Source organism: Mesorhizobium sp. LMG 17147, from assembly GCF_024297145.1.
Lineage (GTDB): Bacteria > Pseudomonadota > Alphaproteobacteria > Rhizobiales > Rhizobiaceae > Mesorhizobium.
This window is the reverse complement of the sequence record NZ_JANCTC010000021.1, coordinates 1-12,020: the sequence shown is the minus strand read 5'-3', so window position 1 is coordinate 12,020 and position 12,020 is coordinate 1. Positions and strand designations below refer to the sequence as shown.

The window sequence follows — 12,020 nt, the reverse complement described above, 5'->3', positions numbered from 1 at the left end:
AGGCGGCGCGACCCGAATGGCCTGCGGCATTGCCTAAAGCACCAGCCGCACCAGCGGTCGGCCTGGCTTGCGTTCGACCAACCGCTGGAACCCGGCCTTTTCGAAGACCCGCGACGAGCCGACGAACAGCCCGATCGACCGCGAATCCTTCGACAGGTCGATGGGGCAGGCCTCGATCAGGCGCGCGCCGTTCTGGCGGGCGAACTCGATGCCGCCTTGGACCAGGCGGTGCGACAGGCCCCTGCCGCGTGCCTTGGTGCGGATGAAGAAGCAGGAGATCGCCCAGACGCCCGGATCGGCGGCGTCGGCGGGGTCGATCGGCGCCGACCCCCTGCCCTGGTTGTTCCATTCGGGCACGTCGGCACGCGGGCCGATCTGCATCCAGCCAACCGCCTGGCCACCCTCGAAAGCCAACAGGCCGGGCGGCGGCCCGGCCTCGATTCGCGCCCTGATGTGGTCCTTGTTGCGCTCGCGATTGCTCGCGCGGCGCACCGCAGGCGCTAACCGGAAATGCGTACACCAGCAGCCGTAACAGGCGCCCTGCTTGCCGAAAAGGTCCTCGAAATCCGCCCAAAGCTCAGGCACTAGCGGCGCTATGGTCGTATTCATGAGCTCTCTCCCGGCCCACCGCCTTGTCGTGGCGTCCGTCCTGACGTACCATTGCATTTGTTCTCTTTATGTTCGCAGCGATGGCGGCTCCTGTCAACAACCCCGAACACGGTTTTTGCCGCGACTGCCTGAATTTTCAGCGCAGCGAGGCACGCCGTTGCGAGCGCTGCGGCAGTCCACGGCTGGCCCGCCATCCGGAGCTCTACCGGTTGCGCCTTGCCCATATCGACTGCGACGCGTTCTACGCGGCGGTCGAAAAGCGCGACAACCCGGCGTTGAAGGACCGGCCATTGATCATCGGCGGCGGCAAGCGTGGCGTCGTATCCACCGCCTGCTACATCGCCCGGATCCATGGCGTTCGCTCGGCAATGCCGATGTTCAAGGCGCTCGAAGCCTGTCCCGAAGCGGTGGTTCTGCCGCCGGACATGGAAAAATACGTGCGCGTCGGCCGCGAGGTGCGCGCCATGATGCAGGCGCTGACGCCGCTGGTCGAGCCGCTCTCGATCGACGAGGCCTTTCTCGACCTCGCCGGCACCGAGCGCCTGCATGGCCTGCCGCCTGCGGTGGTGCTGGCGCGCTTCGCACTCGGCGTCGAAAAGGAGATCGGCATCACCGTTTCGGCCGGCCTTTCCTACTGCAAGTTCCTGGCCAAGGTGGCATCGGACTTCCGCAAGCCACGCGGCTTTTCGGTGATCGGCGAGACCGAGGCTATCGGCTTCCTTGCCGAGCAGCCGGTGACGCTGATCTGGGGGGTCGGCAAGGCCTTTGCCGTCACGCTCGAGCGCGACGGCATCCGCACCATCGGCCAGCTGCAGCGCATGGAACGCGGCGATCTGATGCGCCGCTACGGCGTTATGGGTGACCGGCTCTACCGGCTCTCGCGCGGCGAGGACGACCGTCGCGTCGTTCCCGACCAGGACGCGAAAAGCGTCTCGGCGGAAACCACTTTCGACACCGACATCGCCTCCGTCGACGACCTGGTCTCGGTGTTGAGGGCGCTGTCGGAAAAAGTCTCGGCCCGGCTGAAGAAATCCGGCATTGCCGGACGCACCGTCGTCCTCAAGCTGAAGACCCAGGATTTCAAGATCCGCACGCGCAATCGCCAGCTCGGCGATCCGACCCGGCTGGCCGACCGCATTTTTTCGACCGGGCTCGAACTGCTGCGCAAGGAGGCCGACGGCACGAAATACCGGCTGCTCGGCATTGGCGTCAGCGACCTCTCCGACGATGACCGGGCGGACCCGCCCGATCTGGTCGACGTCCAGTCACGCAAGCGCGCCATGGCCGAAGGCGCTATCGATACGCTGCGCCGCAAGTTTGGCCGCAGGGCGGTGGAAACCGGCTATACCTTCGGCAAGGGCCGCGATGCCCATCCGCCCGAACCGGTCGAGGAGTGATAGTCAGGTGCGCCGCAGATCGATCCTGCTGGTCACCACACTCTTGCCGGTTTTCGGATCGGTATCGACGACGGTCAGCCGCATGCCGTCCTCGCCGGTTTTCTCAACAGTCATTTGCGCCCTGCGATCGCCATTGACCTCCTTGGCCCAACGGATGCCGAGATTTATCGCGTTGCCGGAGCGGCTGCCGCTCAATTGCGCCGGCCCGGTGCGCGATCCGACATAGGTGCCGGTGTATTTCGTCCCGCTCGATTTGAGATCGGCGCTGATGGCGCGCGTCACCACGATAAGACCGCGGCAGCTGCCGTCGAGCGATAGCGAGCTCGATGTTGCGTCGGAATTGAAATGACAGGAGACATTCACCGTCGGCGCATCGGTGGTGACCTTGACGGTGCCTTTGCCGGCGAAATTCCCCTGGAATGAGCGAAGAAAATCCGGATCGTCGGCATGCGCTGCGCCGGCCCCGGCCGTCAGGCACCCGGCAAGTATAAATCGTGCAAGTGATTTCATCGGACCGCTCCTCGTTGGTATCCAAAACACAGCACGCAACACTGAGGGACCAACGCTTCCCTCAGCAGCGGGTTCCGGCTTCAACATCACTGTTTGCAACGCTTCACGGCTGGCCCAGTCGAATGCGCCGGCTAGCGGTTGCGATGAAAGCGCCGGCTTGCGACATAGCGCCCATGGCACCCGCACCCTCGATCCCCAAGGCCGCGTTCTGGATGGCGCTGTCGATCGCCTCGTTCCTGGCGATGTCGGTGGCCGGCCGCGCCACGACGGCAGAACTCAACGTCTTCCAGGTGCTCGAGCTGCGCTCGGTGATCGGCTTTTTCATCCTGCTGCCGCTGGTCATGATGTCAGGCGGTTTTCCGGCGATGCGCACCGGACGCCCGTTGGCCCATCTCGCCCGCAACGTCGTCCATTATACCGGCCAGGCTGCCTGGCTTTATGCCTTGACGCTGATCCCGCTTGCGGTGCTGATCTCGATCGAATTCACGACGCCGATCTGGACTGCGCTGCTGGCGGTAGCTTTCCTCGGCGAAAGGCTCTCCCGGCCAAGGCTGGCGGCGATCGTGCTGGGGCTGATCGGCGTGGTGATCATCGTGCGTCCGGGCGTCGGCGCGGTCAATCCGGGGCATGTTATCGTGCTGGGAGCAGCGGTCTGCTTCGGCGTCTCGGTGGTTCTCGTCAAGTCGCTGACGCGGACGGACAGCGTCGTGCGCATCATCTTCTGGATGCTGATCATCCAGTCGGTGCTTGGCCTCGTCCCGGCGCTGTACGAATGGCGCAACCCGCCGCTCGAGCTCTGGCCGTGGATCCTGCTGATCGCGTTTACCGGCATGTCGTCGCATTTCTGCATGGCCCGCGCACTTGTCTATGCCGATGCGACGGTCATCTCGCCAATGGACTTTTTGCGCGTACCGCTGTCGGCGATGATCGGATGGCTGCTCTATCACGAGCAGATCGACGCCTTCACCGCCGGCGGCGCCCTGCTGATCCTGCTCGGCAATCTGCTCAATCTGCAGAAAAAAGCCGCCAAACCTGCGGAAGTGGCGGCAGCGTAGCCCTGCGTTTCAATCGCCGTCGTCGGGTATGTTCAGAACGTGCCCACAGGCCTTGCAATGAACGGCGTCGGGCTCGTGCCGCTGCAGCCCGCATTGCGGGCAAGGAAAGAACACCTTGGTGGGACGGAAGAGCGCCTGTGCAAGCCGGACGAACAGCGATATGCCGATGATCATGGTGGCGATCGCGGTGAGCTTGCCGGCCACACCGGGCAGGACGATGTCACCGAAACCGGTCGTGGTGACCGTGGCGACCGCGAAATACAGCGCATCGACATAGCCCTCGAGACCACCCACGGTGCGGAAGAAGAAGGTGTAGACGAAACCCGTGATGACAAAGAGGAATGTCAGGAAATTGATGACCGCACGGCTCGCCTCGCGCCATCGCCCGAAGCCGCATCTCGAGAAATCGCCACAGCGCGCCGCTACGTGACAGCGACCACAGCCGCAGGATGCGCAAAAAACCGAGATTGGCCAGCGCCGTAGGCATCAGCAGAGTCAGCAGGATGAAGGCATCAATCCACGACGCCGGCTGTTTCATCAGGCGCAGCATGTCGTTGGAGGCAAGCAGCCGGGCAATCATGTCGGCGGCGACAAGTGCTGCCACGGAGTAGTCCAGCCAGAGGAACGAAGACGACTTCTGGATCACCGGCGTGGCGATGAAAAAGGCAATGATGGCAAGGTCGATGACAACGGCCGCAAGCTGAAACCGGAACGCCGCCGCTGTGCGCCCGTGATACAGCTTGCGCAACATGTCGCGCAGCCGGGCCAAGGCTGAAATATCTTGGGCTCCGTTCTTGTCAGCTACCTTCATGACGATCGCGATAGCCTTCGCTGCGACAGCCGTCCAGTCGACAAGGCAGGCGGAAGCTTGCGCCATCCGACCGATCCCGGCGGTTGCGGCAAATGGCTTCAGCCGCGATCAAACCGGCCTTGCCTCCAGAACGCTGATGCGTGGCCCCGCCTGGATGATCTCGGTCACCTCGAAGCCACCCTTTGCCAGCAGCGACTTGAATTCATCGGCCGTCCGCTCCTGACCATCGGGCGCGACCAGCATGTTGAGGTCGGAGAATTTGGCATTCGCCCCCTGATTGGGCGGCTCAAGCACGGCCTCAAAAACCAGCAACTTGCCGCCCGCACGGATCGCCTGGCGACAGTTTTGCAGGATCGCGACGTTGGTCTCGTCGTCCCAGTCATGCAAAATCCATTTGAGCAGCAGCGCGTCGGCCGCCACGGGCAGCTCGGCAAAGAAATCGCCTCCGACGATCTCACAGCGATCGGCGACACCTTTCGCCGCCAGCACCGAGGCGGCCGGCGCTACCACATGCGGCTGGTCGAAAAGGATGCCGCGGCTGCCCGGGGTCGCGGCCAGGACTTCGGCAAGCAGCGCGCCCTGGCCACCGCCGACGTCCATGATGACCGGAAACAACGAAAAATCATACGCCGCCAGGATGGCTGCCGCCACGCCGCGCGAATTCGCTGCCATCGCGCGATCGAAGATAGCGGACTCCTCTGGATGCTCTGCCCGGTATTCCCAGACGCCCTTGCCATGCGCGTGGCGAAATGCGTTCTTGCCGGTTTGGATGCTGTAGAGCAGTTCGCTCCACGCTTGCCGGTAATAAGGCCTTCCGACGAAGGCGGCCCAGGGTGCAGCGGAAAACTCAGCATCGGAGCGCAAGGCGGCGCCAAGCGGCGTTAGCGAGAACTGCCCGTCCTCGGCCTCGTGAAATATGCCGACCGCCGCAAGCGCCCGCAGCAACCGATAGAGCGCGCGCGGATGTGTGTCGGTCAGGCTTGCAATATCTGCTGCCGAGCGCTTGCCGTCCTTGATGTGGTCGGCGATGCCGAGCGTCGCGGCGACCGAGATCGCCTGCGAGACGCGGTACCCGTTGACCATCCGTGTTAGTTCGAAAGCGGCTGCGCGTTCATCCATGGCGCCCCCCAAATCGCCAAAACCCGAAGGTTTCGGTATTTTAAACCAGCTCCACTTCAACCACGCCCGGCACCGCGCGCATGGCTGACGCGATCTGAGGCGAGATACGATAACGACTGGGCAATTCGATCTCGACCTCCCCCTGGCCGTCATCCTTTATCAGCACAAAGCTTACCTGTCCCTCGCCCTTGACGGCAAGCTGGCCGGCAAGCGTGCCGATCGGTGCTGCGTCGCGCACGAAGATGCGTAGCGCCTTCTGGACGCGGCTTGCCTCGTCCTCCAGCGACTGCACGGTCTGGATGCGCAGATTGACGCCTTCCGGCCTGTCCTCGGCCGAAACGGTGATGACCACCGAGCGGCCGGGCTCGAGCAGGTCGCGATATTGCGCCAGTCCCTCGGAAAACAGCACCGCTTCATACTGGCCGGACGTGTCGGAAAACTGCACGACGCCCATCTTGTTGCCGGTGCGCGTCTTGCGTTCCTGCTTGGTGGTCACCGTCCCGGCGAGCCGGCCGGCGGCCGCACCGCGTTTGACGGCGGCCGAGAATTCGGCCCAGGTCTGCACCCGCATTTTCTGCAGCGCCGCCTTGTATTCGTCGAGCGGATGCGCCGAGAGATAGAACCCGACCACCTGGAATTCACGGTGCAGGCGGTCGGCGGCGAGCCAGGGGTCGGTCGCCGGCAAGTTGAGTGCCTGCGACTGTGCGCCCAGCGAGGCGCCAAAGATGTCGTGCTGGCCTGTGACGGCATTCTGCTGCGCCAAGGACGCCAGCCCCATCATCCGCTCGACGCCGGCCATCATCGCCGCCCGGTCGAGACCGAAGCAGTCGAGCGCGCCGGCCATGATCAGGCTCTCGAAGACGCGTTTGCCGACGATCTTCGGATCGACCCTTTCGCAGAAATCGGCGAGGCTCTTGAACGGTTTTTCGCCGCGCGTGGCGACGATGTGCTCGACTGCGGCGTCGCCGACGCCCTTGAGCGCGGCCAGCGAATAGAAGATGCGGTTCTCGCCGACCTCGAAATCCCGGAACGACGTCATCACCGACGGCGCCACCACCTCGATGCCGAGGCGCAGCGCATCCTGGCGGAAATCGGCGAGCTTGTCCGTATTGCCCATGTCGAGCGTCATCGATGCCGCCAGGAATTCGACGGGGTAATGCGCCTTCAGATAGGCGGTCTGGTAGGAGACGACGGCATAGGCGGCGGCATGCGATTTGTTGAAACCGTAGTCGGCAAACTTTGCCAGCAGGTCGAAGATGAAGTCGGCTTGCGGCTTGCCGACGCCGCGCTCGACCGCGCCCGAAACAAAGCGCTCGCGCTGCTTGTCCATCTCGGCGCGGATCTTCTTGCCCATGGCGCGGCGCAGCAGATCGGCTTCGCCCAGCGAATAGCCGGAGAGCTCCTGCGCAATCTGCATCACTTGTTCCTGGTAGACGATGACGCCTTGCGTCTCCTTGACGAGATGGTCGATCTTCGGGTGGATCGACGCCATCTCCTCCTCGCCGTGCTTTCTGGCGTTGTAGGTCGGGATGTTCTCCATCGGCCCCGGCCGGTAGAGCGCAACGAGCGCGATAATGTCCTCGATACAGTCGGGCCGCATGCCGATCAGCGCCTTGCGCATGCCGGCACTTTCCACCTGGAACACGCCGACCACTTCGCCGCGCGACAGCATGGCGTAGGTTTCCGGGTCGTCGAGCGGAATGTGGGCGAGATCGATCTCGATGCCGCGGCGGCGGATCAGCTTGACCGCCCTGTCCAGCACCGTCAGCGTCTTCAGGCCAAGGAAGTCGAACTTCACCAGCCCGGCCTGCTCGACATACTTCATGTTGAACTGGGTGACCGGCATGTCCGAGCGCGGATCGCGGTACATCGGCACCAGTTCAGACAGCGGCCGGTCGCCGATGACGATGCCGGCGGCATGAGTCGAGGCGTGACGGTACAGACCTTCCAGCTTCTGCGCCGTGTCGAGCAGCGTCTGTACGATCGGCTCGCGCTCGGCCTCCTCGGCAAAGCGCGGCTCGTTGGCGATGGCGTCGGCGAGCTTGACCGGATTGGCCGGGTTCGACGGCACCATCTTGCTCAGCTTGTCGACCTGCCCGTAGGGCATCTGCAGCACGCGGCCGACGTCGCGCAGCACGGCGCGCGCCTGCAGGGTACCGAAGGTGATGATCTGGCCGACCTGGTCGCGGCCGTATCTCTGCTGGACGTAGCGGATGACCTCCTCGCGCCGGTCCTGGCAGAAGTCGATGTCGAAGTCGGGCATCGACACGCGATCGGGATTGAGGAAGCGCTCGAACAGCAGCGAAAAACGCAGCGGATCGATGTCGGTGATGGTCGTCGAATACGCGACCAGCGAGCCGGCGCCTGATCCGCGGCCCGGACCGACCGGAATGCCTTGCGCCTTGGCCCATTTGATGAAGTCGGCAACGATCAGGAAATAGCCGGGATATTTCATCTTCTCGATGACCCCGAGCTCGAAATCCAGCCTCTCGCGATATTGCTCGACTGTATAGCCGGGCGTCGGCCCGTGCGCCGCCAGCCGCGCCTCCAGCCCTTCATGCGCCTGCCTGGCAAGCTCCTGCGCCTCCGCCTTGACCGCTGCATCGGCGTCGGCGACATCGCGGCCGGCAAAGCGCGGCAGGATCGGGTTTCGTGTCTTCGGGTAGTAGGAGCAGCGCAGTGCGATCTCGACGGTGTTGTCGATCGCTTCCGGCAGGTCGGCGAACAGCCTCGCCATGTCGGCCTGGCTTCTCAGGAAATTGTCGGGCGACAGGCGGCGGCGATTATCGGCCGCAACCACGGAACCTTCGGCGATGGCGATCAGGGCGTCATGCGCCTCATAGTCTTCACGAGAGAAGAAAAACGCTTCGTTGGTGGCAACCAGCGGCAGATCGTGGCGGTAGGCGAGATCGACCGACGACTGCTCGATCGCGCGGTCGTAGCCGGAGACCCGTTCCAGTTCGACATAGAGCCGGTCGCCGAACAGGCCCTTGAGCGCCAGCAGCCGGGTCTCGGCGAGTTCACGGCGATCCTCTTTCAAGGCATTGCCGATCGGACCGCGCGGCCCGCCGGTAAGGCAGATCAGACCGTCGGAATGGCCCTGCAGCATCTCGCTCGTCAGATGCACCGCCTCGCCGGGCGGTGTCTCGAGGTAGACGCGGCTGACCAGCCTGACCAGATTGCCGTAGCCGGCCTCGGTGGCGGCGATCAGGACCACCGGCCGCATCTCCGGCCCCTGCCACCTGCGGTCGCGCTGGCTGTCGTTCGCCTCACCGGAAAAGGCGATGTCGATCTGGCAGCCGATGATCGGCTGGATGCCGTCCTTCACGGCCTTTTGCGCGAATTCCAGCGCACCGAACAGATTGTTGGTGTCGGTGACGGCGATTGCCGGGCATTCGTCCTGCACCGCATGGCCGATGATCTTCCCGAGCTGCAAGGCACCTTCGAGCAGCGAATAGGCCGAGTGCACGCGCAGATGAATGAACCGACGCGCCGTCGCCTCCGCCCGCGACGCCTTTGCATAGGCCTCGCGCAGCAAGGGGTCGCGTGGAAGTCTCTCATCCGTCATGGTTTTTTCGCGCCGCCTCACAGGGACTCAGTCGATCAAGATGTATTGTCCGGCACCGGGTAACACGAGTCCAGCAGAAGCGATTGGAGCTTTGAACGTTTAGAGCAACCGCCGAAGCTGCCGATCTCCCCCTCGTGGGCGAGATGTCCGGCAGGACAGAGAGGGGCGCCGTCCCGCCAACCTCAGGCCGGAAACACAAAACCCGCCACAGCGGGCGGGTCGTTGGAGCCATTTAGCACCATATCCAAATTAGTAGCATAGCTGCCGGCACAAAGCAAGAACAAAATACGTTGTGAGGGCAAAAAAAGCGAATTCCGCGCGCCCCTCGCCTTCTCCTTCCTCAAGCGAGCGTGCTCAACCAATTGCAAGGTCGCGTTCCTTCGCTCCCCCTCCGTCCCGCCAACCTCAAGCAGATTACAGCCTCACGCGAATTCCATGATTACCGCGTCGACGGCAAGGCTGTCGCCGGGCTTGGCGTTGAGCTTCGAGACGATGAGGTCGCGCTCGGCGCGCAGCACGTTCTCCATCTTCATCGCTTCGACCACGGCAAGCGTCTCGCCGGCCTTGACCTCCTGCCCCTCGGCAACGGCGATCGACACGACGAGGCCAGGCATCGGGCAAAGCAGCATCTTCGAGGTATCCGGCGCCACTTTTTCCGGCATCAGCCTTTCGAGTTCGGCGGTGCGCGGCAGCATGGCGCGGGCTGTCACCGAGATGCCTTTCCAGGCGATGCGGAACCCGTTCAGCACCGGCCTGACCTGCGCCGCGACCTTGCGGCCGCCGACCGTGCCGCGCCAGATGAGATCGCCCGGCCGCCAGTCGGAGTTCACGGTCAGTGCCTTGCCGTCGATTGTGAGGTCGAGCTCCATCGGAATGGAAATCATCCCTTCGACGATGGCGACCGAAAGATAGTCCGGGCCGATCTTCACTACCCAATCGCGTTTCAAGGCGCCGGAATGCGGCGCCAGCCGCCCGCCCAGCCGGTCGAGCCGGTCGCGGCGCAGCAGTTCCACCGCGGTTGCGATCGCGGCCAGTACCGCGTTTTCTTCACTGTTCGGCGCAATGGGCGCGAAGCCGTCGGGATACTCCTCGGCGATGAACCCGGTCGATATCTGACCTTCCCGCCAGCGCGGATGCTGCATCAGCGCCGCTAGGAACGATATGTTGTGCTCGATGCCGTCGACGACGAAACTGTCCAGCGCCTCCGACATCGCGTCTATCGCCGCTAGCCGTGTCGGCGCCCAGGTGCACAGCTTGGCGACCATCGGGTCGTAGAACATCGAGATTTCCGAGCCTTCGGTGACGCCGGTATCGTTGCGGATGACGATTTCGCCAAATTTTCCCTCTTTCGGCGGCCGGTATTTCGTCAGCCTGCCGATCGACGGCAGAAAGTTGCGATACGGATCTTCGGCATAGAGGCGGCTTTCCACCGCCCAGCCGTTCAGCTTGACGTCGCTCTGCTTGATGGCGAGCTTTTCGCCGGCCGCCACGCGGATCATCTGCTCGACCAGGTCGATGCCGGTGACCAGTTCCGTCACCGGATGCTCGACCTGCAGCCGCGTGTTCATTTCCAGGAAATAGAAGTTCTTGTCGCTGTCGACGATGAACTCGACCGTGCCGGCGCTCTGGTAGTCGACGGCCTTGGCCAGCGCCACCGACTGCTCGCCCATGGCTTTGCGGGTCTTGGCGTCGAGGAACGGCGACGGCGCCTCCTCCACGACCTTCTGGTTGCGGCGCTGGATCGAGCATTCGCGCTCGCCGAGATAGAGCGTGTTGCCATGCGCGTCGGCGAGCACCTGGATTTCGATATGGCGCGGATCGACGATGAACTTTTCGATGAAGACGCGGTCATCGCCGAACGAGCTTTTGGCCTCCGACCGCGCCCGGTCGAAGCCGTCGCGCACCTCTGCCTTGCTCCAGGCGATGCGCATGCCCTTGCCGCCGCCGCCGGCCGAGGCCTTGATCATCACGGGATAGCCGATTTCGCCGGCTATTCTTTCGGCATGGGCGGCGTTTTCGACGACGCCGAGCCAGCCGGGCACCGTCGACACCTTGGCCGCATTGGCGAACTTCTTCGATTCGATCTTGTCGCCCATCGCCTTGATGGCCTTGGGCTTCGGGCCAATGAAGACGATGCCTTCCTGCTCCAACGCTTCGCAGAAGGATGCCCGCTCGGACAGGAAACCGTAGCCGGGATGCACGGCCTCTGCTCCTGTGGCCTTGCAGGCGGCGATGATCTTTTCCGCGACCAGATAACTTTGCGCGGCCGGCGAAGGCCCGATATGCACCGCCTCGTCGGCCATTTCGACATGCACGGCGTCGCGGTCGGCATCGGAATAGACCGCGACGGTGACGATGCCCATCTTGCGCGCCGTCTTGATCACGCGGCAGGCGATCTCGCCACGGTTGGCGACCAGGATCTTTGTGAACATGCAGGCCTCGTCCCTCGGCTGCCCTTTTTTACGGGCTTCCCGTTTTATGGGCTTCAGAAGGGCGGTCAAGGCAAAGTCGGAGCCTATCCCGCATGCAGATCGGCGGGCGCTGACGAAAATCCGGGGTCGGAACGTCGCTTCGTGCATAGCGCGAAGCTGAATGGTAAGTTAAATCTAACTTGGATTGCAGACTGTCTTGGGAGGATTGCCTGATGAAAACGCGCGCCGCTGTCGCTGTCGCCGCCGGAAAGCCGCTGGAGATCATGGAGGTCGACCTCGAGGGCCCTCGCGATGGCGAGGTGCTGGTCGAGATCAAGGCAACCGGCATCTGCCACACCGACGAGTTCACGCTGTCGGGCGCCGACCCGGAAGGCCTGTTTCCGGCGATCCTTGGCCATGAGGGCGCCGGCATCGTCGTCGATATCGGCAAGGGCGTCACCTCGGTCAGGAAGGGCGACCATGTCATCCCGCTCTATACGCCGGAATGCCGGCAGTGCCCGTCCTGCCTGTCGCGCAAGA

The 12,020-nt window shown here is 63.7% G+C and carries 8 protein-coding genes and 1 pseudogene; 3 read left to right on the top strand and 6 right to left on the bottom strand.

What is annotated here, in order from left to right:
- Positions 1-33: 33 nt before the first annotated feature.
- A complete protein-coding gene (locus NMG46_RS25280) occupies positions 34-609 on the bottom strand; it encodes a GNAT family N-acetyltransferase (protein WP_254820134.1) in 576 nt (191 codons plus the stop codon).
- 68 nt (positions 610-677) lie between these two features.
- On the opposite strand from NMG46_RS25280, the gene NMG46_RS25275 reads away from it, so the two are divergent.
- On the top strand, positions 678-2,006 hold the full coding sequence (locus tag NMG46_RS25275) for a DNA polymerase IV (protein ID WP_254820133.1): 1,329 nt from the start codon (positions 678-680) through the stop codon (positions 2,004-2,006).
- 3 nt (positions 2,007-2,009) lie between these two features.
- Here NMG46_RS25275 and NMG46_RS25270 read toward each other — a convergent pair whose 3' ends face one another.
- Positions 2,010-2,516, bottom strand: coding sequence for a hypothetical protein (locus NMG46_RS25270; protein WP_254820132.1), 507 nt, complete (start codon positions 2,514-2,516; stop codon positions 2,010-2,012).
- A gap of 173 nt (positions 2,517-2,689) precedes the next feature.
- Here NMG46_RS25270 and NMG46_RS25265 point away from each other — a divergent pair, with 173 nt between their 5' ends.
- Complete coding sequence (locus NMG46_RS25265) at positions 2,690-3,571, top strand: DMT family transporter (protein WP_254820131.1); 882 nt, start codon at positions 2,690-2,692, stop codon at positions 3,569-3,571.
- Between the two features lie 9 nt (positions 3,572-3,580).
- Here the strand turns inward: NMG46_RS25265 and NMG46_RS25260 are convergent.
- From NMG46_RS25260 to NMG46_RS25245, 4 genes and pseudogenes are all read right to left on the bottom strand, one after another.
- Positions 3,581-4,382, bottom strand: a pseudogene (locus NMG46_RS25260) (potassium channel family protein).
- Positions 4,383-4,490: 108 nt separating this feature from the next.
- Entirely contained in the window at positions 4,491-5,501 is a 1,011-nt protein-coding gene (locus NMG46_RS25255; protein WP_254820130.1) for an acetylserotonin O-methyltransferase, read from the bottom strand.
- Between the two features lie 40 nt (positions 5,502-5,541).
- A complete protein-coding gene (dnaE, locus tag NMG46_RS25250) occupies positions 5,542-9,069 on the bottom strand; it encodes a DNA polymerase III subunit alpha (RefSeq protein WP_254820129.1) in 3,528 nt (1,175 codons plus the stop codon).
- A gap of 422 nt (positions 9,070-9,491) precedes the next feature.
- Positions 9,492-11,501, bottom strand: a complete 2,010-nt coding sequence (locus NMG46_RS25245; protein WP_254820128.1) for an acetyl/propionyl/methylcrotonyl-CoA carboxylase subunit alpha — start codon at positions 11,499-11,501, stop codon at positions 9,492-9,494.
- A 212-nt stretch (positions 11,502-11,713) separates the two neighbouring features.
- On the opposite strand from NMG46_RS25245, the gene NMG46_RS25240 reads away from it, so the two are divergent.
- Positions 11,714-12,020 (top strand): alcohol dehydrogenase catalytic domain-containing protein (locus NMG46_RS25240; protein ID WP_254820127.1); only part of this gene is annotated, 307 nt, incomplete at its 3' end.